Source organism: Sulfuricella sp., assembly GCA_041651995.1.
Lineage (GTDB): Bacteria > Pseudomonadota > Gammaproteobacteria > Burkholderiales > Sulfuricellaceae > Sulfurimicrobium.
This window is the reverse complement of sequence record JBAZID010000001.1, coordinates 704983-730044: the sequence shown is the minus strand read 5'-3', so window position 1 is coordinate 730044 and position 25062 is coordinate 704983. Positions and strand designations below refer to the sequence as shown.

23 protein-coding genes are annotated in these 25062 nt (G+C 59.9%); 17 read left to right on the top strand and 6 right to left on the bottom strand.

Annotation, left to right across the window (positions count from 1 at the left end):
• Positions 1-253 precede the first annotated feature (253 nt).
• Positions 254-1288, top strand: a complete 1035-nt coding sequence (locus tag WC392_03470; GenBank protein MFA5241418.1) for a hypothetical protein — start codon at positions 254-256, stop codon at positions 1286-1288.
• 16 nt (positions 1289-1304) lie between these two features.
• Here the strand turns inward: WC392_03470 and WC392_03465 are convergent, their stop codons facing one another.
• Complete coding sequence (locus WC392_03465) at positions 1305-4301, bottom strand: EAL domain-containing protein (GenBank protein ID MFA5241417.1); 2997 nt, start codon at positions 4299-4301, stop codon at positions 1305-1307.
• Positions 4302-4511: 210 nt separating this feature from the next.
• Between WC392_03465 and gshB the strand changes: the two genes are divergently transcribed.
• From gshB to metW, 7 genes are all read left to right on the top strand, one after another.
• Positions 4512-5462, top strand: a complete 951-nt coding sequence (gene gshB / locus WC392_03460) for a glutathione synthase (GenBank protein MFA5241416.1) — start codon at positions 4512-4514, stop codon at positions 5460-5462.
• Positions 5459-6556 (top strand): FAD:protein FMN transferase, encoded by a 1098-nt coding sequence (locus WC392_03455; GenBank protein ID MFA5241415.1) that lies wholly within the window; start codon positions 5459-5461, stop codon positions 6554-6556. The genes gshB and WC392_03455 overlap by 4 nt, the downstream gene beginning before the upstream one ends.
• A 134-nt stretch (positions 6557-6690) precedes the next feature.
• Entirely contained in the window at positions 6691-7098 is a 408-nt protein-coding gene (locus WC392_03450) for a PTS fructose transporter subunit IIA (protein ID MFA5241414.1), read from the top strand.
• A complete protein-coding gene (locus WC392_03445; GenBank protein ID MFA5241413.1) occupies positions 7085-7354 on the top strand; it encodes an HPr family phosphocarrier protein in 270 nt (89 codons plus the stop codon). Before WC392_03450 ends, WC392_03445 begins: the two co-directional genes overlap by 14 nt.
• A gap of 53 nt (positions 7355-7407) precedes the next feature.
• Positions 7408-9135, top strand: a complete 1728-nt coding sequence (gene ptsP / locus WC392_03440; protein ID MFA5241412.1) for a phosphoenolpyruvate--protein phosphotransferase — start codon at positions 7408-7410, stop codon at positions 9133-9135.
• Positions 9136-9247: 112 nt separating this feature from the next.
• Entirely contained in the window at positions 9248-10372 is a 1125-nt protein-coding gene (locus WC392_03435; protein MFA5241411.1) for a homoserine O-acetyltransferase, read from the top strand.
• A 2-nt stretch (positions 10373-10374) separates the two neighbouring features.
• Positions 10375-10968, top strand: coding sequence for a methionine biosynthesis protein MetW (metW, locus tag WC392_03430; protein MFA5241410.1), 594 nt, complete (start codon positions 10375-10377; stop codon positions 10966-10968).
• Between the two features lie 87 nt (positions 10969-11055).
• Here metW and WC392_03425 read toward each other — a convergent pair whose 3' ends face one another.
• A complete protein-coding gene (locus tag WC392_03425; GenBank protein ID MFA5241409.1) occupies positions 11056-11724 on the bottom strand; it encodes a sulfite exporter TauE/SafE family protein in 669 nt (222 codons plus the stop codon).
• 222 nt (positions 11725-11946) lie between these two features.
• Here WC392_03425 and WC392_03420 point away from each other — a divergent pair, with 222 nt between their 5' ends.
• Complete coding sequence (locus tag WC392_03420; GenBank protein ID MFA5241408.1) at positions 11947-13185, top strand: AmpG family muropeptide MFS transporter; 1239 nt, start codon at positions 11947-11949, stop codon at positions 13183-13185.
• Here the strand turns inward: WC392_03420 and WC392_03415 are convergent.
• Positions 13167-13946, bottom strand: a complete 780-nt coding sequence (locus tag WC392_03415; protein ID MFA5241407.1) for an exodeoxyribonuclease III — start codon at positions 13944-13946, stop codon at positions 13167-13169. The genes WC392_03420 and WC392_03415 overlap by 19 nt on opposite strands.
• Positions 13947-13972: 26 nt before the next feature.
• On the opposite strand from WC392_03415, the gene pyrE reads away from it, so the two are divergent.
• Positions 13973-14614, top strand: coding sequence for an orotate phosphoribosyltransferase (pyrE, locus tag WC392_03410; protein ID MFA5241406.1), 642 nt, complete (start codon positions 13973-13975; stop codon positions 14612-14614).
• Between the two features lie 10 nt (positions 14615-14624).
• Positions 14625-15278 (top strand): hypothetical protein, encoded by a 654-nt coding sequence (locus tag WC392_03405; GenBank protein MFA5241405.1) that lies wholly within the window; start codon positions 14625-14627, stop codon positions 15276-15278.
• A gap of 270 nt (positions 15279-15548) precedes the next feature.
• Here WC392_03405 and gatB read toward each other — a convergent pair whose 3' ends face one another.
• The 3 genes from gatB to gatC all read right to left on the bottom strand — a co-directional run bounded on the left by gatB (position 15549) and on the right by gatC (position 18898).
• Positions 15549-16985 carry an Asp-tRNA(Asn)/Glu-tRNA(Gln) amidotransferase subunit GatB gene (gatB, locus tag WC392_03400; GenBank protein MFA5241404.1) on the bottom strand — a complete coding sequence of 479 codons (1437 nt, stop codon included), beginning with the start codon at positions 16983-16985 and terminating at the stop codon, positions 15549-15551.
• Positions 16986-17048: 63 nt separating this feature from the next.
• A complete protein-coding gene (gene gatA, locus WC392_03395; protein MFA5241403.1) occupies positions 17049-18524 on the bottom strand; it encodes an Asp-tRNA(Asn)/Glu-tRNA(Gln) amidotransferase subunit GatA in 1476 nt (491 codons plus the stop codon).
• Between the two features lie 86 nt (positions 18525-18610).
• Entirely contained in the window at positions 18611-18898 is a 288-nt protein-coding gene (gene gatC, locus WC392_03390; GenBank protein ID MFA5241402.1) for an Asp-tRNA(Asn)/Glu-tRNA(Gln) amidotransferase subunit GatC, read from the bottom strand.
• A gap of 104 nt (positions 18899-19002) precedes the next feature.
• Between gatC and WC392_03385 the strand changes: the two genes are divergently transcribed.
• The 6 genes from WC392_03385 (at position 19003) to WC392_03360 (ending at position 25040) form a co-directional block, all read left to right on the top strand.
• Positions 19003-20046: a rod shape-determining protein gene (locus WC392_03385; protein ID MFA5241401.1), complete on the top strand. Its 1044-nt coding sequence runs from the start codon at positions 19003-19005 to the stop codon at positions 20044-20046.
• Positions 20047-20155: 109 nt separating this feature from the next.
• A complete protein-coding gene (mreC, locus tag WC392_03380) occupies positions 20156-21034 on the top strand; it encodes a rod shape-determining protein MreC (GenBank protein MFA5241400.1) in 879 nt (292 codons plus the stop codon).
• Between the two features lies 1 nt (position 21035).
• On the top strand, positions 21036-21572 hold the full coding sequence (gene mreD, locus WC392_03375; protein ID MFA5241399.1) for a rod shape-determining protein MreD: 537 nt from the start codon (positions 21036-21038) through the stop codon (positions 21570-21572).
• A 46-nt stretch (positions 21573-21618) separates the two neighbouring features.
• Entirely contained in the window at positions 21619-23523 is a 1905-nt protein-coding gene (gene mrdA, locus WC392_03370; protein ID MFA5241398.1) for a penicillin-binding protein 2, read from the top strand.
• Positions 23516-24610 (top strand): rod shape-determining protein RodA, encoded by a 1095-nt coding sequence (gene rodA / locus WC392_03365; protein MFA5241397.1) that lies wholly within the window; start codon positions 23516-23518, stop codon positions 24608-24610. Before mrdA ends, rodA begins: the two co-directional genes overlap by 8 nt.
• A 10-nt stretch (positions 24611-24620) precedes the next feature.
• Positions 24621-25040 (top strand): YqaA family protein, encoded by a 420-nt coding sequence (locus WC392_03360; GenBank protein ID MFA5241396.1) that lies wholly within the window; start codon positions 24621-24623, stop codon positions 25038-25040.
• The last annotated feature ends 22 nt before the right edge of the window (positions 25041-25062 follow it).

Here is a 25062-nt window from a genome sequence, read left to right as displayed (position 1 = left end):
ATCGCCAAAGGCGAACCATCTAGCCAAGATTATTTTTGCAGTGCACAGTGTGAATGGAAGCGGCAAGGACGAAACGTTCAAGTCTCTTGCTTTTGATCACCAACGGTCAAGTACCGGGGCGGCCAAAACGCTACTATAGGCCCGTCACTCTTGAGCGCTCTGTTGGCATGATGTTTGGGGAAGGCGCAGGCATGAGCCAACGGGGTCTTTGCATTTTGGGGGGAATCCATATGCGTAATGTCAGCGAAAAAAAATGGGCCTGATCCGACGCGTTTTACGGCGCTATCTGAAACAGAAACACCTTCAGTCGCACCAGGCTGAAATCGACGCGGCCATCGAGCAGCTGTTTTATGAAATCAATCCGCGCATGCGATTTCTCACCGATTGTCAGGAGACGCTCAGCAGGCCGGTATGGAATGCGCTGAAGCATATCCAGCACGTCATCGACAGCATTGCCGGGCCGGTCGATGCGGCAACGCGGCAGTGGAGCTCGACGCCGGTGTTGCGGGCCATGTTCGCAAATGGCCTGGAGATGGGAAAAACTTTCAACCGCGACCCCTCCCTGCGTAACTGCATTTCCACCGCGCAGCCCGGAAATATTGACAGCTGCCATGTCATGATTGCCTCCACCATGCAGGTTCGCAAGGTGCTGGGTATCGCGATGAGGGGCGACATGATGCAGCGGGAGGTTCCCCAGACACAGATCAGCTTCACCGATCACCGGATTGTTGCATCCGCCGGCAGCGAAAGCGGCTTGCGCGAAAAGCTGAAAGCCTTTGCCCTGGAGTTTGTGGCGCACAGGGTGCTGGCCAACATCGAGGCGGAACGCTCCGAATGCGGGGAGCTGGAGCAGGAATTGGCCCTGTTGCGCGCCCGCATGCGAATGAAGCTGCGTCAGGACAGCGGCAAGGCCTGCCTGTGTGACCACGTCGAATACAGCGACGGCGAGATGGCCGAAATCTGCACATTGATCAGGGAAAAAGAAGCCCTGCTGGGCCAGACGGCTATCCACCAGCCGACCTTGAAGTATTTTATGGATCAGCTGCTGCTGGTGCTGAACAACGTGGAAAAATTACTTCAGATTCACGGAATTTCGCTGCATCTCGACAACATGAATATCTTGCTTGAAACGCCGGATGAAGGCGCCGTCAAGGCGGTTGAATTGACAGAAATCCTGCGTGAAGGCCACCCCGCCAGAATCATGCTGATTGCCTGTGTGCCACGTAACGAAGTGCTGATCCACGATGATATGGCGGCAAGAATCGACGAGGCGCTCAAGCAGCTTTGAGTCGCCATTTTCTGCGCTATTTCCCGGCAAGCCACTCTGCCACGCCTTCGACGGGAAGAGGGCGCGAGAAATAATAACCCTGTATCTTGTGACACCCCAGTTCCTGTAACTGTTCAAGCTGCTCACTGGTTTCCACACCCTCCGCAATCACGTCCATGCCAAAACTGCGGGCAATGGCGATGATGGCGCTGACCATGCCGACATGCTTGCTTCCTTTCCCCAGCATGCAAACGAAGGAACGGTCAATTTTCAGTGCATCGAACGGGAAGCTGTGGAGATAACTCAAGGAAGAATAGCCGGTACCAAAATCATCCAGATAAAGTTGAATGCCGCGGGCCCTGAGTTCAACGAGAACCTGGTTGCTGGTTTCCGGATTGTCCAGCAGGGCGCTTTCAGTAATTTCCAGATGCAAGCGATGCGGTTCCAGGCCGCTTTGCTGCAGGGTTTGAAAAATTTCTTCGCTGATGTTGCTTTGCAAAAACTGCTTGGCCGAAAGATTGACGCTGACGAACAAGTCGTCCCTGTGCGGGAACCGGGTGTGCCAGGCCTGCGCTTCGCGGCAGGCTTCCTGCAGCACCCAGCGGCCAATGCTGCCAATCAGGCCGCTTTCTTCTGCGACCGGGATGAATTCCGCCGGTGAAATCATCCCGCGCTCTGAATGCGGCCAGCGTACCAATGCTTCGAAACCGATGGTCTCGCCGCTGGTGGCGGAAACGATGGGCTGGTAGTGCACGCGCAGTTCATGGCGCTCAACGGCCCGCCGTAACTCGGTTTCCATGGTAACCAGGGCAACCACATGGGCATGCATCTGCTCATCGAAAATGGAGGTCTTGGCAGTGCCCTGCGACTTGGCCCGGTACATGGCCGTATCCGCATCGCGCAGCAGGTCCTCTGGCGTTTTATACGCCGGGTTGCCCAGCGTGATGCCTATGCTGGTGGAGATGAATGCCTCGTGACCGGAAAATTCGAACGGCTGGAACATCGAGGAATGGATGCGCTCCGCTACCTGGGAGGCATCCAGGATATCGACAATGTCGTCGAGCAGGATGGCAAATTCATCTCCTCCCAGGCGCGCCACCGTGTCGCCGGGGCGAACGCATTGCTGCAGGCGCTCCGCAACAGACACCAGAATCTGGTCGCCGCTGGTATGCCCGAGACTGTCGTTAATGTTTTTGAAACGGTCAAGATCGAGAAACAGCACGGCATAGCGAAACTCGTCGTGCCTGACCGCCCGCTTGAGGCAGCGATCGAGGCGCTCCAGCAGCAAGGCCCGGTTCGGCATCCCGGTCAGGGCATCGTAATAGGCGGAATGTTGCAATTGTTCTTCAGCGTGATGGCGCTGAATCATGCCGCCCAGAACATGGGCAACCGCCGAGAGAAAGTGAAGCTCCGCTTCGTTTTTCTGGTGCCCCTCCACCAGGTACAGATTCAGCACGCCAAGCAGTTTTTCCCCTGACAGAATGGGAAGGCAGTAATGGCCATGGGCTTGCATTCCGGGGAAAGAACGCGTGTGGCGGTCATCCACTTCAGAGGCGAATATCGGGGCTTTCTCTTTTGCGGCCAAACCGCACATGCATTCGCCAAACGGGACACTGGCGCACTGTTGCAGAATGGGCTCGGCGATGCCTTGCTGAGCCGCCAGCAGCAAAGTGGCGCCATCCTCGGCAACAAGGAAAATCGCACCGGCATCGCGCAATGCCAGCCAGGGTGTTGCCAGGATGGAACTCAGGGCGTTCCCCAGCCTCTCATTGAAAGGGATCGGCCGGATGGAAATTTCCAGCACGGCTGCCAGCGCTTGTTGGAGGTGAAAATCGCGCTGGATTTTTTCCTCGTTGCGCTTGCTTTCACTGATGTCGCGCAGGAAGGCGCTGAAAGCAGGTTGGCCGTCAGTGACAATCAAGGCGATTGCCAGTTCAAGCGGGAATTTCTCGCCGTTCCTGCGCAAGCCGGTGACTTCAATGCGCTGGTTGATGATGCGTCCCTGGCCGGATTCCAGCAGCAGCTTGATGCCCCTCCGATGGGCTTCGCGCTCGCCGGGCGGAATGATTTTACCGGAGAGAGGCTCCCCCATGACTTCCTCTGCGCTCCAGCCAAAAATGGTTTCCGCCTGCTGGTTCCAGCCAGTAATCCGCTCCTCCCGATCAATGGTGATAATGGCGTCGAGCGAAGTGGAAAGGATGGAACGGGAACGGTCCTCACTTTCCTTCAGGGCAAAATAAACCGACTCTCTTTCGCTGATGCGCCGGCCAAGCTGGCGCGCTCCAAAGCCGATGCCGGAGAGGCCCAGTAGCCAGAGAATGCCGTGTCCCAGGCCCAATGAAACTATACGTTCCTTTTCCACCGCATCGAGCGGCGCCAGAGGCACCGATACACTGACACCACCAGCCTGTTCTCCTGCCCGGTAGCCCTGTTGCTTGTGGCAATCCAGGCAGGCTTCGACCATGACCATCGGACGGATCAGGCGCAGGTAAGGGGCCCCGTCGATCGGCGAAATCTCGGTAATCTCTTCCGTACCGCCAGCGAGGATCTTCAGCGCTTCTGCTTCCCACGGGTCGGGCTGATTGAGAGGGTTGAGCGGACGCAAGCTGCTGATGTGGCTGATGGCGCCGTAACTCTGTTGCGCCATTTCGTTGAACTGGCGCACCATCAGGGCAGGGTTGATCAGCGTCAGGACGCGCCCCGACGGGGTCACGATATCCCGCTCCGGAAGATAGGCAACAAATGGATCGGGCTGGGTTTCCCGGTCGACTGGGACATACACGCCGCCATGTTTTGTGGCCCACTGCCGGAATGTCAGGTCCTTGAAGAAATTGGCGCGCAACTCACTGTGCGCCTGTTCCAGCAAAAGGGAATGAGTCTGGCGATAGTTCCAGTACAGGGACGCCGCGATAGCGATGGTCCAGACAAGAACCAGCGCAAATGGCCAGCGCTTCAGATGGATCTTCGGCAGCCTGGCTCCGGAAGCTTCGCTTGGATGATTGGGTTTTCGGTGTTTACTGTCAGATTGAGGCATAGACCTGTGTGAACTCTGTGTTCTCTGTAGCCAGCGGATTTTTGTCAGGATAAACCCAAATACCGCGCCGTGTCGCTAAAGGCCCTACTTATGATCAGGTGATTATTGCAGCAACTGACATTTATCACAACCCGCGCCAAGCATCGCTACCCGTTTGCTGCAAAAAGGTTATGATATTCAGCCGCTCAACCAGCCTGCTGGATAGGTAAATTGAAACTCGCGATCATTCTTGACCCTCTTGAGTCCCTTAAAACCTGCAAGGACTCCACTTACGCCATGATGCGCGAGGCCCATGCGCGCGGCCATGCGCTTTATGTCATGGAACAGCACGAGCTGATCCTGAGCGAAGGCAAGGTCAAGGCGCATGCGCGCCGGCTCGAACTGGTGGACGAAGACCTGAAGTGGTTTTCCCTGCAAGAAGCGGCCTGGCACGAACTGACGGATTTCGATGTCACCCTGATGCGCAAGGATCCGCCTTTCGACATGGAGTACATCTACAGCACCTACCTGCTGGAGCTGGCCGAGGCACAGGGCGCGCGCATTCTCAACCGGCCCGAGGCAGTGCGCGATTTCAACGAGAAGCTTTCCACGGCGAAGTTTCCCCAGTTCATGCCGCCCACCCTGGTGACGCGACAGGAAGACCTGATCCGCGGCTTCATCGACCAGCACGGCGACATCATCCTGAAGCCGCTCGACGCCATGGGTGGCAGCAGCATTTTCCGCATCCGGCAGCACGATCCCAATCTGAATGTGATCATCGAAACCATGACGCAACTCGGCACCCGCACGGTCATGGCGCAGCGTTTCATTCCCGAAATTGCACAGGGCGACAAGCGCATCCTGCTGATCAACGGTGAGCCGGTGCCTTACGCCCTGGCGCGCATCCCCCAGGGCGGCGAAACGCGCGGCAACCTGGCCGCCGGGGGCAAGGGCGTGGCCCAGCCTTTGAGTGAAAACGACTGGAAAATCGCCGACACGCTGGGCCCGAAACTGCGCGAACAGGGGCTGTTCCTGGTCGGCCTCGACGTGATCGGCGACTACCTCACCGAAATCAACGTCACCAGCCCGACCGGCTTCCAGGAAATTACCGCGCAGAGCGGCTTCAATGTGGCGGGGATGTTCGTGGATGCGCTGGAAAAGACTGTGAGGGGTGAGGCGTGAGGAGTGAGGCGCGGAAAGGGAGGGGCGCCGGCTTTTTCCTCACCCCTCACCCCTCACCCCTCACCCTTCTTCTGCTGGTCTTCCTGTTGACGATCAGTCTGTCCGGCTGCGGCAAGGAACCCCTTTACCAGCAACAAAGCTATGTCTTCGGCACCCTGGTGGAAATAAGTATTTATGGCGAGGATGAGGCGCGCGCCAAACAGCTCACCGGCCAGGTGCTGGCCGATTTCGACCAGATGCACGAATTTCTCCATCCATGGAAGCCAGGCTCTCTGAGCCGGATGAACGAGATTTTTGCCAATGCGCCCGCGAAAGCGGCCATTCCGCCCGGCCTGATCCCCATCATCCAGGATGCCACCCGGCTTTCCGGGCAATCTGGCGGGTTGTTCAATCCAGCCATCGGCAACCTGGTCCGGCTGTGGGGTTTTCATGGGGATGAATTCAGGCCGGTGCAGCCTGATCCCGCTGAAATCGAAAAATGGCTGCAGGCCAGCCCTGAAATGAAGGACATCGTGATCGAAGGCATCGAATTCCACAGCAAAAATCCCGCCGTGCGCGTGGACCTGGGCGGTTACGCCAAGGGCTACGCGCTTGACGTGGCGGCGGATTACCTGCGCTCACAGGGCGTGAAAAATGCCCTGATCAACATCGGCGGCAATATCATCGCCCTCGGCCAGCACGGCAAAAAGCCGTGGCGGGTGGGCATCCAGCATCCGCGCAAATCCGGCGCCATCGCCACGCTGGAACTGCGCAATGGCGAGGCGGTCGGCACTTCCGGCGACTACCAGCGCTATTTCGAACTCGACGGCAAGCGCTACTGTCACATCATCGACCCGCGCAATGGCCAGCCGGCCCAGGGTACCCAGGCAGTCACCGTGCTGATCCCGCCCGGCAAAAAAGCGGGCGTGCTGTCGGATGTCGCCTCCAAACCGGCTTTCATCGCCGGCAAACAGGGCTGGCGCGACGAGCTGAAGAAAATGAAGGTGGATCAGGCCATGTTGATCGACGATCAGGGCGAGATTTACCTGACACCCGCGATGAAAAAACGCATCACATTTTTCGACACAGGATTGAAACTCCACGAATCGCCCTGACGGCCATTGCCGCCTCCCTCACCCCTGCCCTCTCCCGGCGGGAGAGGGGGGCAGAGTGTCGCTATGCGACTTCTGTTTTAACGGAGTAAAATGCCGCTTTTTTCCGAAGTGATGGCGCAAGCCAAGGAATTTCGATGATTGGTATTCTTATTGTTGCCCACGGCGCCCTGGGCGAAAGTCTGATTCACTGCGCCAGCCATGTCATGGGCAGCCGGCCGCTGCACTTGCAGCAACTCGGTGTCACCATCCACGATGACCCGGTGGCAATACTGCCCCAGGCCATGGAAATGCTGCACCAGCTCGATCAGGGTGATGGCGTGCTGATCCTGTCCGACATCTACGGTGCCACCCCTACCAACATCACCTGCCGCCTGCTGGAAGCGGGCCGGGTGGAAGGTATTGCGGGGGTCAACCTGCCGATGCTGGTACGGGCGCTCACCTATCGTGACGAACCGCTTGCCACCGTGGTGGAAAAAGCGCTTTCCGGCGGTCACGACGGCATCATCCACACCACCATGGACGCCTGCCATGTTGCAACGTGACATCGAAATCAGCAACAAGCTGGGGCTGCATGCGCGCGCCTCGGCCAAGATTACCCAGACAGCCAGCCAGCACAAGAGCCAGGTCTGGCTCAGCCGCAACGGCAAGCGCATCAACGCCAAAAGCATCATGGGCGTGATGATGCTGGCTGCGGCCAAGGGCACGACCATCGGCATTGAAATCGAGGGCGAGGATGAGGAGCAGGCGATGCAGGCGCTGATCCACCTGATCAACGACAAATTCGGAGAAGGCGAATGACAGTGAGCGGTCAGCTATCAGCTGTCAGCTATCAGCTGTCGGTGGGGGGCTTGATGAGTTTTACCATGCATGGCGTCGCCGTTTCAGGTGGCATCGCCATTGGTCATGCCCATCTTGTTTCGCATGTCGGCCTGGACGTCCCTCAGTATGGCATTCTCAAGGCACAGATCCCCGAAGAAGTCGCGCGTTTTGATGCGGCGATCCAGAGCACGCTGCAGGAACTGAAGGAGCTGCGCAATGACATTCCAGCCAATGCGCCAGCGGAATTCGATGCGTTTCTCGATCTGCACATCCTGATCCTGAGCGACCCGACACTCTCGACCGCCCCCAAGGAAAGCATCGAAACACAGCGCGTCAACGCCGAATGGGCGCTGAAGCAGCAGATGGACACCTTGCTGGCGCAGTTCGATCAGATCGAGGACGACTACCTGCGGGAGCGCAAGGCGGATGTGGTGCAGGTAGTGGAAAGGGTGCTGAAATCCCTGCTCGGCCACGCCACCCTGCATACCCCGGGCCTCGCCAGTACCGATCAGACCGGCATTCTGGTGGCGCACGACCTTTCCCCTTCCGACATGATGCTGTTCAAGCAGCACCAGTTCGCCGCCTTTGTCACCGATGTTGGCGGCACCACTTCCCACACCGCGATTCTCGCCCGCAGCCTCAATATCCCGTCCATCGTGGCTCTGCACCATGCACGCAGCCTGATTCGCGAGCGCGAACTGATCATTGTCGACGGCAGCCAGGGTATCGTTATCGTCAACCCGGACAAGACCGTACTGGCCGAATACAAGCTGCGCCAGAGCCAGTGGGAACTGGAAAAACAGAAACTCAAACGCCTCAAATCGACCCGCGCCACGACCCTGGATGGCACGGAAGTGGAACTCCACGCCAACATCGAGTTGCCGGACGACATCGGCGACGTGAAAGCCAATGGCGCAACGGGAATCGGCCTGTTCCGCAGCGAATTCCTGTTTCTCAACCGGCGCGGCCTGCCGGATGAAGAAGAGCAGTTCCTGGCCTACCGTCGCGTGGCGGAAGAAATGCATGGCCTGCCGGTTACCATCCGCACCCTCGATCTGGGCGCGGACAAAAAATTATTCGGCGCAGAAAACGTCAGCGCCAACCCGGCGCTGGGGTTGCGCGCAATTCGCCTGTGCCTGGCCGAACCGCAACTGTTCCACACCCAGTTGCGTGCCATTCTGCGCGCCTCGCATTACGGCAGAATCAAGATGCTGATCCCCATGCTGTCGTCTCTGGCCGAGCTTAACCAGACCTTTCATCTGATTGCCCATGCCAAACAGAGCCTGATGGAGGAGAATATTCCCTTCGACGACAACCTCCCCGTCGGCGGCATGATCGAAATTCCCGCCGCGGCGCTGGCGGCCCACGTTTTTGCCAAGCACCTGGATTTTCTCTCCATCGGCACCAACGACCTGATCCAGTACACCCTGGCCATCGACCGTACCGACGACAGCGTGGCGCATCTATACGACCCGCTTCATCCCGCAGTGCTGCAACTGGTGTCTTATACCATCAAGTGCGCCGACAAGGCCGGCATCCCGGTTTCGGTGTGCGGCGAGATGGCGGGCGATGTCAGGATGAGCCGCCTGCTGCTGGGCCTCGGCCTGCGCCAGTTCTCCATGCATCCGGCACATTTGCTCAGAGTGAAACAGCAGATTCTGCGCACCAATGTGCCTGAGCTGTCCTCACAAGTGAATCGCATGCTCAAAACCGAAGAACCGGAAAGAATGCACGCGTATCTGGCGCGCTTGAATGCGTGAAATAGCTATCAGCTGTCAGCCTTCAGCTATCAGCCAAACCGGTTCAGCTGATAGCTGACCGCTGATGGCTAAATTTGCAGCTCCCGCAAAAATTCACGATAATCGCCCGGATATGTCCAAACTCATCGTCACGCCACAAACCGCACGTTTCGAGTCGCCGCTGACGCTCAAAAGCGGCGCCACCCTGCCGTCCTACGAGCTGGTGTATGAGACCTACGGCACGCTCAATGCCGGCAAGTCCAACGCCATCCTGGTCTGTCATGCCCTTTCCGGCAACCATCACGTGGCGGGCGTCCACTCCGAACACGACAAGCGCCCCGGCTGGTGGGACAACATGATCGGGCCCGGCAAACCGATCGATACCGGGCGCTTTTTCGTCATCGGACTGAACAATCTGGGCGGCTGCCACGGCTCCACCGGGCCATCCAGCATCAACCCCCAGACCGGCAAGCCCTTCGGCGCCAGTTTCCCGGTGGTGACGGTCGAGGACTGGGTGGAGACCCAGGCCAGACTGGCCGACCGGCTCGGCATCCACCAGTTCGCCGCCATCGTCGGCGGTAGCCTGGGCGGCATGCAGGTGCTGCAATGGAGCATCAACCACCCCGACCGCCTGCGCCACGCCCTGGTGATTGCTGCCGCACCGCGGCTCACGGCGCAGAATATCGCTTTCAACGACGTGGCCAGACAGGCCATCCTGACCGATCCGGATTTTCACGGCGGCGATTTCTACGCCCACGGCGTAGTACCGCGCCGTGGCTTGCGCATCGCCCGCATGCTGGGCCACATCACCTACCTGTCGGACGATGCGATGGGTGAAAAATTCGGCCGCATATTGCGCACCGGCGCCTACAACTTCGGCTATGAGGTCGAATTCGAGATCGAGTCCTACCTGCGCTACCAGGGCGACAAATTCGCCGACAGCTTCGACGCCAACACCTACCTGCTGATGACCAAGGCGCTGGATTACTTCGACCCCACCCACCATCATCAGCACGGTTCCCTGAGCGAAACCATGCAGGCTGCGCGTGCGAAATTCCTGGTGATTTCCTTCTCCACCGACTGGCGCTTCAGCCCGTCGCGCTCGCGCGAGATCGTCAAGGCCCTGCTGGACAACAATCTGGACGTGAGCTACGCGGAAATCACCGCCGCCCACGGCCACGATGCCTTCCTCATGGAAGACCCGCAATACCATAATCTGGTGCGGGCCTACATGGAACGAATAGTGGAGGAGGCATGAACATGACCAACACCACGGTACGTCATGATTTCGAAACCATCGCGGCCTGGGTAGCGCCCGGCTCGCGCGTGCTCGACCTGGGTTGTGGCGACGGCACCCTGCTGAAATATCTCACGGACAGCCGCCAGGCGCGCGGCTACGGCGTGGAAATCGCGGATGCCAACATCCTCGCCTGCGTGAAAAAAGGCCTTAACGTCATCCAGAACGACCTTGACGCGGGACTATCCGGCTTCGAAGCGGATTCTTTTGATTTCGTGATCCTGTCGCAAACCCTGCAGGCCATGCGTCACATCGAACAGGTCATTGCGGAAATGCTGCGCGTCGGCAAGCAGGCCATCGTTGCCTTCCCCAACTTCGGCTACTGGCGCCACCGCATGCAAGTGCTGCAAGGCCACATGCCGGTTTCGCCCAATCTTCCCTACCAGTGGTTCGACACGCCCAACATCCACCTCTGCACCGTCAAGGATTTCGAGGCCTTCTGCGCCCAGCGCGGCATTCGTATTCTGGAACGGGTCGTGATGGAAGGGGAGAGGGAAATCGGTTTTCTGCCGAATATCCGTGGCAGCGTGGCGGCTTACCGGATCGAGCGCGGCTAACTGTCATTGCGAGCGTAGCGAAGCAATCTGTTTTTGTTGGCCCGAAGGTGAAACAAGATTGCTTCGCTACGCTCGCAATGACGAACCCTAAGCCAGCGCCAGGCGCATCAGTCCCCACGCCCCATACCCCGCCACCAGCAAACCCGCCGCCCGGCGCACCCAGATGTTCTTCGTCAGGGTCTGCAACTGCTGGGCGAACAGGCCCATGGCAATCAGGTTGGGCAGGGTGCCGAGGCCGAAAGCCAGCATGCTGGCCGCGCCTGAAATGGCATTTCCGCTCGCCAGCGCAGTGATCAGCACGCTGTAGACCAGGCCGCACGGCAGCCAGCCCCACAGCGTCCCGAGCAGGAAAGCCTGCGCCGGGTTGCGCACCGGCAGCAGGGATTTCGACAAGGGCTGGATGCGCCGCCACAACAGCCCGCCAAGGCGCTCGATCTGCGTCACCGCCTGCCACAGCCCCGCCAGATAGAGCCCCAGCGCAACCAGCATGAGGTTCGCCAACCCATACAAGACCTGCTGCACCGGCCACATTCCTTCCAGCAGCAAGGTGCTCGCCCCCACTGCACCGGCCAAGCCGCCCGCAACGGCATAGCTGAGGATGCGTCCGGCGTTGTAGGCGAAATGGTAACTGAAGCGCGTGCCCTGTCCCGGCAGCTGCATGGAAATGGCGGCGACGATGCCGCCGCACATGCCGACGCAATGCGTGCCGCCCAGCAAGCCGACGAGAAATAGCGCAAAAAGGCTTTGTTCCGACATGGCGGGCATTGTGACACAGCGCCCTGTTTCCGGTAAGGTGGCGAACTTGCCAGGCTGAAAAGCCGTTAACCACGGAGTTCACGGAGAACACGGAGCAAAAACCATAGATTGCATGATGTTTGGCATTCGCCCGTCGGGTGAGGCCCATAAATGACCGCAAACTGCCTTTCTCCGTGTTCTCCGTGCCCTCCGTGGTTATCGAACTGAGGTTTTTAGGAAAAAATGTTTCGCGAAGCCATACTCAACCGCCGCATGCTGATCTGCATTTTCACCGGCTTCAGCTCCGGCCTGCCGCTGTATATCCTGATCAGCCTGCTGCCCGCCTGGCTGCGTTCAGAAGGCGTCGATCTCAAGGCCATCGGCCTGTTTGCCCTGATCCAGCTGCCTTTCACCTGGAAATTCATCTGGTCGCCGCTCATGGACCGTTTCGCCTGGCCGGTGCTGGGGCGGCGGCGCGGCTGGATCCTGCTGACTCAGGCGGCGCTGCTCTTTTCGCTGCCGGCATTCGGCTGGTTCAATCCCACGCTCGATATCTGGGCTATCGCTTATCTGGCTGCTGCCGTGGCGTTTTTCTCCGCCTCGCAGGACGTGGTGCTGGATGCCTACCGGCGCGAAATTCTGCTCGACGCCGAACTGGGCCTGGGCAACGCCATCCACGTCAATGCCTACCGCATCGCCAGCCTGATCCCCGGCTCCCTGTCGCTGATTCTGGCCGACCACCTGCCGTGGAACAGCGTATTCCTGATCACCGCCCTGTTCATGCTGCCCGGTATCGCCATGACCTTGCTGGTAAGCGAACCCGAACGCATCAAGGGCGCGCCACGCACGTTGAGGGAAGCGGTGGTGGAGCCATTCCACGAATTCATCACCCGCTCGGGCTGGCGGCAGGCGCTGCTGATCCTCGCATTTATTTTCTTCTACAAGCTCGGTGACAGCATGGCCACCGCGCTGGCGACGCCGTTTTACCTCGACATGGGCTTCAGCAAGACGGAAATCGGCCTGGTCGCCAAGCATGCCGGGTTGTGGCCCGCCATCATCGGCGGCCTGCTGGGCGGGATATGGATGATCAAACTCGGCATCAACCGCGCGCTGTGGCTGTTCGGCGTGGTGCAGGCGGTGTCCATCCTGGGTTTCGCCCTGCTGGCGCGGAATGGCCACGATCTGGTATTGCTGGCGGGCGTGATCGGCTTCGAGGCACTGGGCGTGGGACTGGGCACGACGGCCTTCGTCGCCTTCATCGCGCGCGCCACCCACCCGCTCTACACCGCCACCCAGTTCGCCCTGTTTACCAGCCTGGCAGCCGTCCCGCGCACGGTGTTCAATTCGGCGACCGGCTATCTGGTGGAGCAACTCGGCTGGGCCAGTTTTTTTCTGCTCTGCACGTTGCTGGCACTGCCGGGGATGCTGTTACTGGTAAAAGTCGCGCCGTGGAATGAGGAAGGTCACAGCGTCCCGTCGTAATCAATCACCAGCGGCGCGTGGTCGGAAAAACGCTGCTCCTTGTAGACCGCCGCCCGCGTTGCCTTTTCAGCCACGCCCGGCGTGGCGATCTGGTAGTCGATGCGCCAGCCCACGTTCTTGGCCCAGGCCTGGCCGCGATTCGACCACCAGGTGTAGGCTTCCCCGGTGGCCTCGGGGTGCAGGCGGCGGTACACGTCCACCCAGCCCACCTGATCGAATACGTGAGTGAGCCAGGCCCGTTCCTCGGGCAGGAAACCGCTGTTTTTCTGGTTGCCTTTCCAGTTCTTGAGGTCGATTTCCTGGTGCGCGATGTTCCAGTCGCCGCACAGAATGATCCCGCGCCCGCTCGCCTTGAGCTCGCGCAAATGCGGCAGGAAGCTGTCGAGAAAATAGAATTTCACCTGCTGGCGTTCCTCGGAGCTGGAGCCGGAGGGGAGGTAGAGCGAGATCACCGACAGATTGCCGAAATCCGCCTGCAGGTAGCGCCCCTCGGCGTCGATGCCGGCGATGCCGAGGCCTTCGATTACCCTGTCCGGCCTGCTTCTCGAATAGATGCCGACGCCGCTGTAGCCCTTCTTTTCGGCATAGTGGAAACAGCCGTTGAAGCCCTCGGGATTCAGCATTTCCGGCTTCATGTCGGCGGCCTGGGCCTTGAGTTCCTGGACGCAGACCACATCCGCGTCCTGCTTTGCCATCCAGTCGAAAAACCCCTTGCTGCTGGCGGAGCGAATGCCATTAAGATTTGCAGATATAATGCGCAAGATTAACCCTTTACTTTGATTAAGCCATGACCGATTTCAGACAGGATTTCATCGACTTCGCCATTCAGCGCAAGGTGCTGTGCTTCGGCGAATTCAAGACCAAGGCAGGGCGGCTTTCCCCCTATTTCTTCAATGCCGGGCTGTTCAACGATGGCGTGGCCCTGCAGAAACTCGGGCAATTTTACGCCAAAGCGATTCTCGCTGCCGGGCTGGATTTCGACATGCTGTTCGGCCCGGCCTACAAGGGCATTCCCCTGGCGGCGGCAGTGGCCATCGCCCTGGCCGGACAGGGGCGCAACGTGCCCTACTGCTTCAACCGCAAGGAAGCCAAGGACCACGGCGAGGGCGGCACGCTGATCGGCGCCCCCTTGCAGGGCCGCGTGCTGATCGTCGATGATGTGATTTCCGCCGGCATCTCGGTGCGCGAGTCGGTGGACCTGATCCGCGCTCACGGCGCCCGTCCCTGCGGCGTGGCCATCGCGCTGGATCGCATGGAGCGCGGCACGGGAACACTTTCCGCGGTGCAGGAAGTCAGCCAAAGCTATGACATACCCGTTATCAGTATTGCCGATCTCGACAGCCTGACCGGCTATTTGCAACACCATCCCGAGATGGCGCAGCATCAGGGCGCGGTGGCTGCATACCGCAATCAATATGGCGTGAAATAAGGAAACCCAAGTGAAGACTTTGATCATTCTCATCGCCGCGGCGCTCAGCGCCAGCGCGGCACAAGCCGCGCCCATGAAAAAATGCGTGGACGACAAGGGCCGCACCTACTATGGTGACTCCATCCCCCCCGAAGTTGAAGCCAAATGCCGCTCTTCGAGCGAGATCTCGTCCAGGGGCATGGAAAGAAAGAAAACGACCTATCTGACGGATGAAGAAAGACAGGCCCAGGCTGACGAGGCCGCGAAGAAGCAGGATGAGGGGCAAAAATCCATCGAGCAGAAGCGTCGTGACCAGGCGCTGCTGCTCAGCTATTCCAACGAAAAGGAAATCGATCTGGCGCGCGACCGTAATCTTGTCGCCACCCAGGCGCAGATTGACGGCACCCAGCTGCGCATCAAGTCAGTGCAGGGCCGCCAGGAAGGGCTGCGCAAGCAAAACGACAGCTATGTGAAAAGCAAAAAGTCCATCCCCGCCGACCTGAAGGCGGAAATTGACGCGGCAGAAAGGGAAGTCAAGAAACTTCAGGACAGCATGGCCAAATCCCGGCAGGAGCTTGAAGTCATCAATAAGCGCTTCGAGGATGACAAAAAACGCTTTCGCGAACTGAGAGGGCTGCCGCCCGCGGCATCGCAAACACAGGCGCCAGCCAGTACCGTCAAATAGGGCGGCGCGAAACGGAAAGGGGGCCACTGGCCCCCTTTTTTATCCTGGAAACCTCAGTTCGATAACCACGGAGGGCACGGAGAACACGGAGAAGCGGGGTAGGCAGGGATGGGCGACTTGTCGCCCAACTCGCAAAGGCAGTTTGCGGTCATTTATGGGTCTCACCCGACGGGTGAATGCCAAACATCATGCAATCCATGGTTTTTACTCCGTGTTCTCCGTGAACTCCGTGGTTAACCGCTTTTTATAGGATTATTCCGGAACTCGAATTCAGCCGGCCAGTTTCTGCTTCAGTAGCTCATTCAGCTGCGCCGGATTGGCCTTGCCCTTGCTGGCCTTCATCGCCTGGCCGACGAAAAAGCCGAACAGCTTGTCCTTGCCCGAGCGGTACTCGGCCACCTGGCCCGGATTGGCATGGATGATCTCGTCGATGATCTTCTCGATCGCGCCGCTGTCGGAAACCTGTTTCAGCCCTTTGGCCTCGATGACGGCATCCGCCTCGCCCTCGCCGTTCCACATCGCGGCAAACACTTCCTTGGCGATTTTCCCGGAAATGGTGCTGTCCTGGATGCGCTGCAGCAGACCGGCCAGCTGGTTGCTTGAAATGGGGCTGGCGTCGATATCCTTGCCTTCCTTGTTGAGTGCGGCGGAAAGGTCGCCCATGATCCAGTTGGCCGCCAGCTTGGATTCGCCCCCAAAGGCTTTGGCTGTCGCCTCGAAGTAGTCGGCCAGTTCGCGTGATGAGGTCATCACTCCGGCATCATAGGTGGGCAGGCTGTATTCGCTCATGAAGCGTTCGCGTTTGGCCTGCGGCAGCTCCGGCAGGATGCCGCGCACATCTTCGATATAGGCATCGCTGATCACCAGCGGCAGCAGATCGGGATCGGGGAAATAGCGATAGTCGTTGGCCTCTTCCTTGGAGCGCATGGAGCGGGTCTCGTCGCGGTCCGGGTCGTAGAGGCGGGTTTCCTGCACCACCCGGCCGCCGTCCTCGATCAGCTCGATCTGGCGCCGGACTTCGTAATCGATGGCCTTTTCCAGGAACTTGAAGGAGTTGAGGTTCTTGATTTCGCAGCGCGTGCCCAGCGTCTCCGTGCCCTTGAGGCGCACCGAGACGTTGGCGTCGCAGCGGAACGAGCCTTCCTGCATGTTGCCGTCGCAGATGCCGATCCAGCGCACCAGGGAATGCAGCGTCTTGGCGTAGGCCACCGCTTCCGCGCTGCTGCGCATGTCGGGCTCGGTGACGATCTCGATCAGCGGCGTACCGGCACGGTTGAGGTCGATGCCGGTCATGCCGTGGAAATCCTCGTGCAGCGACTTGCCGGCGTCTTCCTCCATGTGGGCGCGGGTAATGCGGATGTCTTTTTCGTAATCGCCTACCTGGATGCGCAGTGTCCCGCCTTCGGCCACAATGGGCAGTTCGAGCTGGGTGGTCTGGTAGCCCTTGGGCAGATCCGGGTAGAAATAATTCTTGCGCTCAAAAACCGACTTGCGGTTGATGCGCGCGCCGACGGCCAGGCCAAATTTGACCGCTTTTTCCGCTGCCACACGATTGAATACCGGCAACACCCCCGGCAGCGCCAGATCCACGGCACACGCCTGGGTATTGGGCTCGGCGCCATAGGCGGTGGCCGCGCCGGAAAAAATCTTGGTGACGGTATTCAACTGGGCATGCGTTTCCAGCCCGATTACGACTTCCCATTGCATGATTAAAACCTCGTTAGGGGTAAGGAGTGAGGGGTGAGGAGGAAAAACCGGATAGTCATACGCCTAACCCCTCTCCCCTAACCCCTCACCAAGCGGCGGCAGCCGCTTGTGCCAGTCCGTCGCCAACTGATACTGATGCGCCACATTCAGCATTTTCGCCTCGGCAAAATAATTGCCCACAATCTGCAAGCCCACCGGCAGGCCGCCGTCTCCGAAGCCGCAGGGGACGGACATGCCGGGCAGGCCGGCCAGGTTCACGGCGATGGTGTATATATCCGACAAATACATGGAAACCGGGTCGTCGCTCTTTTCGCCCAGCTTGAATGCGGTGGTCGGCGCGGTCGGCCCCATGATCACGTCGCACTGCCGGAAGGCCGCCTCGAAATCCTGCGCGATCAGGCGGCGCAGTTTCTGCGCCTGGATGTAATAGGCATCGTAATAACCGGCGGAAAGCACATAGGTGCCGATCATGATGCGCCGCTTGACCTCGGCGCCGAAGCCCTGGGCGCGGCTTTTCTGGTACATGTCGGTGAGGTCGCCGTAGTCCGGCGCACGGTAGCCGTAACGCACGCCGTCGTAGCGCGCCAGGTTGGAGGAAGCCTCGGCCGGGGCCAGCACGTAATACACCGGAATGGAAAGACGGGTATTGGGCAGGCTGATTTCGACCGTTTCGGCACCCAGCTTGCGGTATTCGTCCAGCGCCGCTTCCACCGCCCTGGCCACGTCCGCAGCCAGGCCCTCGGCGAAATATTCCTTGGGCAGGCCGATTCTCAGGCCCTTGAGGGGTTGCGTCAGATCGCGGGTGTAGTCTTCCTTTTCCCGTTCCAGGCTGGTGGAATCGCGGCTATCGAAGCCGGCCATGACATTCATCATCAGGGCGCAGTCCTCGGCGCTCCGGGCCATGGGGCCGGCCTGGTCGAGCGAGGAGGCGAAGGCGATCATGCCGTAGCGCGACACCGTGCCATAGGTCGGCTTGAGGCCGGTGATGCCGTTCAGCGCCGCGGGCTGGCGGATGGAACCGCCGGTGTCGGTGCCGGTCGCCGCCGGGCACAGGCGCGCCGCCACCGCCGCCGCGGAGCCGCCGGAACTGCCGCCGGGCACCCGGCTCGCGTCCCACGGATTTTTCACCTTGCCGAAGAAGGATGTTTCGTTGCTCGAACCCATGGCAAATTCGTCCATGTTGGTCTTGCCCAGGTTCACCGCGCCGGCGCGATTGAACTGCTCGATCACATGGGCGTCGTAAGGCGCGGAAAAATTGGCCAGCATTTTCGAGCCGCAGGTGGAAAGCCAGTCCCGGGCGCAGAAAATATCCTTCTGCGCAAACGGGATGCCGGTCAACAAATCAGCCTTGCCCGCCGCGATGCGCTCATCCGCGGCGCGCGCCTGGGCCAGGCTTTTATCCGCATCCACGGTAATGAAGGCATTGAGCGCGGGATTCAGCTCATCGATGCGCTTCAGGAAGGTTTGCGTCAGCTCGACACTGGAGATCTTTTTATCGGCCAGCAGGCCGGAGAGTTCTTTAAGACTTGTATTCAACATTTTGCTGGTGAGGGGTGAGGGGTGAGGGGTGAGGGGACATCGGTCCCTCTTCCACGCCTCACCCCTCACCCCTAACTCCTCACGAATTATTCAATAACCTTGGGAACCAGATACAGCCCCGCTTCCACCTGTGGCGCGACCGCCTGGTAGGCATCACGGCGATTGGCTTCGCTCACCACATCCTCGCGCAGGCGCAGCACCACGTCCTGGGCATGGGCCATGGGCTCGATGCCGCGGGTATCCACTGCCTGCATTTCCTCCACCAGCCCAAAAATACTGGCAAGCTGTGCAAGATATGCCTGCGCCTCGCCCTCGCTGACCTCGATTCGGGCCAGGTGAGCAATGCGTTTTACATCGTCCAGCGTCAATGACATAAAATTCACTCCGGTGAAACTTAATTTAACCAACTTAATAGGTTATCATAATTCATTTTACCGAAGCACCTCTAAAGACCTCCCGAGACACGAGACACATTGTTATGTTTGGATTCCTACGCGGCTATTTTTCCACTGATCTGGCAATTGACCTGGGTACTGCCAACACCCTGATTTACGTACGCGGCAAAGGCATCGTGCTGGACGAACCTTCCGTAGTCGCCATCCGCCAGGAAGGCGGCCCGAGCGGCAAAAAAACCATCCAGGCCGTTGGCGCCGAAGCCAAGCTGATGATCGGTCGCACCCCCGGCTCCATTACCGCCATTCGCCCGATGAAGGATGGCGTGATTGCGGACTTCACCATCACCGAACAGATGCTGAAGTACTTCATCAAGAAAATCCATGATTCGCGCATGCTCTCGCCCAGCCCGCGCATCATCATCTGCGTGCCCTGCGGCTCGACCCAGGTTGAACGCCGCGCCATCCGCGAATCCGCAATCGGCGCCGGCGCACGCCAGGTGTACCTGATCGAGGAACCGATGGCTGCCGCAATCGGCGCCGACCTGCCCGTGGCCGAAGCCACCGGCTCCATGGTGGTGGACATCGGCGGCGGCACCACCGAAGTGGGCGTCATTTCCCTCGGCGGCGTGGTTTACGCATCCTCCGTGCGCGTCGGCGGCGACAAGTTCGACGAATCCATCATCAACTACATCCGCCGCAACTACGGCATGCTGATCGGCGATGCCACCGCCGAGATGATCAAGAAACAGATTGGCTCCGCCTTCCCGGCATCGGAAGTGCGTGAGATGGAAGTCAAGGGCCGCAATCTGGCGGAAGGCATTCCGCGCAGCTTCACCATTTCCAGCAATGAAGTGCTTGAAGCGCTGACCGACCCGCTCAATCAGATCGTCAGCGCAGTCAAGCAGGCGCTGGAGCAGACCCCCCCCGAGCTGGGCGCGGATATTGCCGACAAGGGCATGGTACTGACCGGCGGCGGCGCGCTGCTGCGTGACCTCGACCGTCTGCTGATGGAAGAAACCGGCTTGCCGGTGGTGGTTGCAGAAGACCCGCTGACCTGCGTGGTGCGCGGATCCGGACGTGCGCTGGAAGAAATGGACAAGCTCGGCACCGTGTTCACGAATGATTGAGTTGGTAGCCTGGGTTAAGCGCAGCGCAACCCGGGAAGGGCAGATGTCGGGTTACGCGGCTGGCCGCCGCTAACCCAACCTACTTACTGACTGCTGACAGCTTTTCGCCATGGATCACCAACCCTTTTTCAAGCGTGGCCCCAGCCCTGTCGTAAGGCTGGCATTTTTCGGCCTGCTTGCCATTCTTCTGATGGCTACCGACGCATATTTCAACCAGTTGGCCCTGTTGCGCCAGGGGGTTGGCCTGGCGCTTCATCCGCTACAGCAGATCGCCAACAGCCCGCTTACCCTGTCGCGCCGCGCCAGCGAGTTTTTCGTCACGCAAAGCCAGCTGGCGGACGAAAACACCCGCCTGCGGCAGCAGCAACTTGTCAATGCCATGCAATTGCAGCGCAACCAGTCGTTGCTGGCCGAAAACGCCCACCTGCGCAGCCTGCTTTCGACCCGCGAGAGCCTGACCCATCGAGCCACCACGGCTGAGGTGATGAGTGCCGGGCGCGACCCGTTCAGCCGCAGAATCATTACCGACAAGGGCAGCTCTGCCGGGGTTCAGGCTGGCCAGGCGGTGATCGACGCCAGGGGGCTGGTCGGCCAGGTTACCCGCGTCCAGATGCTGAGCAGCGAAATCACCCTGGTCACCGACAAGGGCCAGGCCGTTCCGGTGGAAGTGGTGCGCAACGGGGTGCGAGCCATCGCCTTTGGTCATGGCCAGGACAACGCGCTGGAACTGGCCTTCATGCCGGTCAACATGGACATCCAGAATGGTGACCAGCTCGTCACTTCCGGAATTGACGGCACCTATCCGCGCGGCGTGCCGGTCGCGGTGGTGAGCCAGATCGAGCGCAATGCGGGTTACCCCTTCGCCAAAATCACCTGCACGCCGAGCGCCGGCATGGACCGCTACCGCAGCCTGCTGATCATTTCCGCGGGCGAATTGCCGCCGGCCACTGCGCCCGAAGCAGAAAAAAACGGCAAGGAGGCAAAATAACATGACCGGTGCGCCCACCCTGGCACGTCCGCCCAGTGGCCAGTTCATTGCCATGACGCTGTTTGCCGCGCTGATGCTGGATATTTTGCCATGGCAGGGGATTGCCCTGTTGCTGCGCCCGGATTTTGTGCTCCTGTTGCTGCTCTACTGGGCCGTGCATCAGCCGCTGCGCATTGGCATGGCCGCAGCCTGGGGGCTCGGCCTGGTGATGGACGTCGCCGATGGCGCGTTGCTAGGCCAGTATGCGTTGGCCTATACCCTTGCCATCTTTCTCACCCTCGCCCTGCACCGGCGCATCCAGGCTTTCAACCTGTGGCCGCAGGCATTGCATGTCTTTCTGTTATTGCTGGTCAGCCAGGTGCTGGTCCTGTTGACGCATCTGCTCTCCGGCGCGGCCTTTATCGGCTGGGGGTATTTTCTCGCCAGCATCACGGGTGCGCTGCTCTGGCCCCTAGTCAGCCTGTTGATCCATCTGGCGATGAAGCACAGACACCTGCCCGATGTGACCTATACCAGCTCGCGCGGCAGCGAAAAGTAAGGGCTTGTCAATGATTATCGAGCCCTGATCGCCCATGTTGTTTGGCATGAAATCCGGTACGGAACTCAGGGATAACCAGCGCGAGCTTTACCGCTTCCGGGTGCGGCTGGCCCTGGCCGCGGGCTTCGTGCTGCTTGCCTTCACCCTGCTGGCGACGCGATTGTTTTACCTGCAGGTGATGCAGCACGAGCACTTTCACACCCTGGCGGAGAACAACCGCATTTCCATCGTCCCGATCGTCCCCAACCGTGGGCTGATTCTCGATCGGAATGGCGTCCCGCTGGCGCATAATTACTCTGCCTATACCCTTGAGATCACGCCAAGCAAGGTGGATGGCCTGGAAAAAACCATCAATGAACTGGCAGGCATTCTCGAAATCACGCCACGCGACCGGCGGCGCTTCAAAAAGCTGCTGGAAGAAAGCAAAAACTTCGAGAGCCTGCCCATCCGCTCGCGTCTGAGCGAAGTGGAAGTGGCAAAATTCGCAGTCAACCGTTATCGCTTTCCCGGCGTGGAAATCAAGGCCCGCCTGTTCCGCCACTACCCCCACCTGGATCTGTTCTCACACGTGGTCGGCCATATTGGCCGCATCAGCGACCGGGATATGGAAAAGCTGGAAGAAAACGACCTCCTTGCCAATTACCGTGGCACCGACCACATTGGCAAGCAGGGCCTGGAGCAGAGTTACGAAAAGCATCTGCATGGCACCACCGGCTTCGAACAGGTCGAGACCGATGCCGGTGGCCGTGCCGTGCGGACACTGGCACGCACCCCGCCCATTTCCGGCAATACGCTCTATCTATCCATTGACAGCAAATTGCAGGCGCTGGCCATCAAGGCCTTCGGCAAATACCGTGGCGCGCTGGTGGCAATCGAGCCGAAAAGCGGCGAAATCCTGGCCTTTGTCAGCCAGCCCGGCTTCGACCCTAATTTGTTCGTTGACGGCATCGATACCGCCAACTGGGAAGCCTACAATAATTCGCTCGACAAGCCCCTCAACAATCGCGCCCTGCGCGGCCAATATCCGCCCGGCTCGACATTCAAGCCATTCATGGCCCTGGCGGCACTGGAACTCAACAAGCGCAGCCCTTCCTACACCATCTCCGACCCCGGCTATTACATGCTGCCCGGCAGCAGCCACCATTACCGCGACTGGAAACCCGGTGGCCACGGTACGGTGGACCTGCACAAATCCATTGTTATTTCGTGCGATACCTACTACTACGGCCTGGCAGTGGATATGGGCATCGACAACATCACCAGCTTCATGAGCCATTTCGGTTTCGGCAGGAAAACCGGCATCGATATTGAAGGCGAACAAGTCGGTGTTCTGCCATCCCAGGCCTGGAAAATGAAGCGTTTCAAGCAAAAATGGTACACCGGAGATACGGTCAGCGTCGGCATTGGCCAGGGCTACAACCTGTCCACGCCGCTGCAACTGGCGGTCGCCACCGCCGCCCTGGCAAACAACGGCCAGCTGATGCGCCCGCACATGGTGAGAAGCATCCTGGACAGCAAAACCGGTCAGACCACCATCCTGGCGCCGGAAACAACGGATTCAATGCCGCTCAGGAAAGAAAATCTGGATCGCGTGATCGCAGCCATGGTGGATGTCACCCGCCCTGGCGGCACGGCCGCACAGGCCAGCGCGGGTGCGGAATACATGATTGCCGGCAAGACCGGAACTGCCCAGGTGGTCGGCATGAAACAGGGGCAAAAATACGTGGAAAGCCAGGTCTCCGAACGCCACCGCGACCATGCGCTGTTCATCGCTTTCGCACCCGCCGACAACCCCCGCATCGCCCTCGCCATCCTGGTGGAAAACGGCGGCCACGGCGGCAGCATAGCCGCGCCCATCGCACGCAAGGTGATGGATTACTACCTGCTCGGCAAGCTGCCCAAGGATGAAACTGTCACGGATACCGCCGAACCGGGAGCTGAGCATGATTAGACGCATCCTGAACCGCCTGGTCGCACATCTTGATACCTATTTGCTGCTGGCCCTCGGGCTGCTTGTCCTGCTCGGCCTGGTCGTGCTGTACAGCGCGACGGGAGAGGACTGGCAACGCGTCAACAGCCAGCTGGTCAATTTCGCGGTGGCGCTGTGCGTCATGTGGGTGGTGGCCAACATTCCGCCGCAGCACCTGGCCCGGCTCGGCTGGCCAGTCTATGCCGCCGGCCTGTTGCTCCTGCTCGGCGTGGCGCTGTTTGGCGACATCAGCCACGGCGCGCGGCGCTGGCTGCACATCGGGGTGACGCGCATCCAGCCGTCGGAAATCATGAAAATCGCGGTGCCGTTGATGCTGGCCTGGTATTTTGACCGTCACGCCGCCTCGCTGCGTTTCAAGGATTTCATCGTTGCCGCCATCCTGCTGCTGATCCCGGTGGCCTTCATCGCCAAGCAGCCCGACCTCGGCACGGCGCTGCTGGTGAGTGCCGCCGGTTTTTACGTGCTGTTCCTCGGCGGCCTTTCCTGGCGCGTCATGATCGGCCTGGCCATCACCGGCCTGGCCAGCATGCCGCTGCTATGGTCCATGTTGCACGATTACCAGCGCCAGCGCGTGCTGACCCTGCTCGACCCCGCCCAGGACCCGCTTGGCGCCGGTTACCACATCATTCAATCCACCATCGCCATGGGCTCCGGCGGGCTTCCGGGCAAAGGCTGGCTGCACGGCACCCAGACCCATCTGGAATTCCTTCCGGAAAGGCACACCGACTTCATCCTCGCGGTTCTCGGGGAAGAATTCGGCCTGATCGGCAACCTCGCCCTGCTCGTGATCTATCTGCTCATTATCGGGCGCGGCATGGTGATCGCCGCCAATGCCCCAACCCTGTTCGGCCGCCTTTTTGCCGGCAGCATCGTGCTCACTTTCTTCACCTACGCTTTCGTCAATGTCGGCATGGTGAGCGGGATTCTGCCGGTGGTCGGCGTGCCGCTGCCACTGGTGAGTTTTGGCGGAACTTCCATTGTCACGCTGCTGTTCGGCATGGGGGCGCTGATGAGTATTCAGACCCATCGCAAGCTGATTCAGACCTGAACGGCCGCGCATGGAACAATTTATTGCCCGCCTGCTGGGAGATGAGGCCGGCCTGTGGACGCTCTTCCTGTCCAGCTTCCTCGGCGCCACGGTTTTGCCGGGGGGCTCCGAAGCCGTTCTGTTCGCACTGCTCAAACTGCACCCGCAGTTGCTCTGGCCGGCCTTGTTGACTGCCACCATTGGCAATACGCTCGGCGCCATGACCTCATACCTGCTGGGGCGGCTGTTTCCGCGAGACCAGCATCATCGCAGCGTTGCCTGGCTGCGGCGTCATGGCAGCCCGGTATTGCTGCTGGCCTGGGCGCCATTGATTGGCGATGCCCTGTGCGTGGCCGCCGGCTGGCTGCGCATCAATCCCTGGCACGCTGCCCTGTTCATGCTGCTGGGCAAGGGCGCGCGTTATGGGGTGGTAACCCTGCTGGCAACATAGGCAAATAGGCCGCCTCATCCGC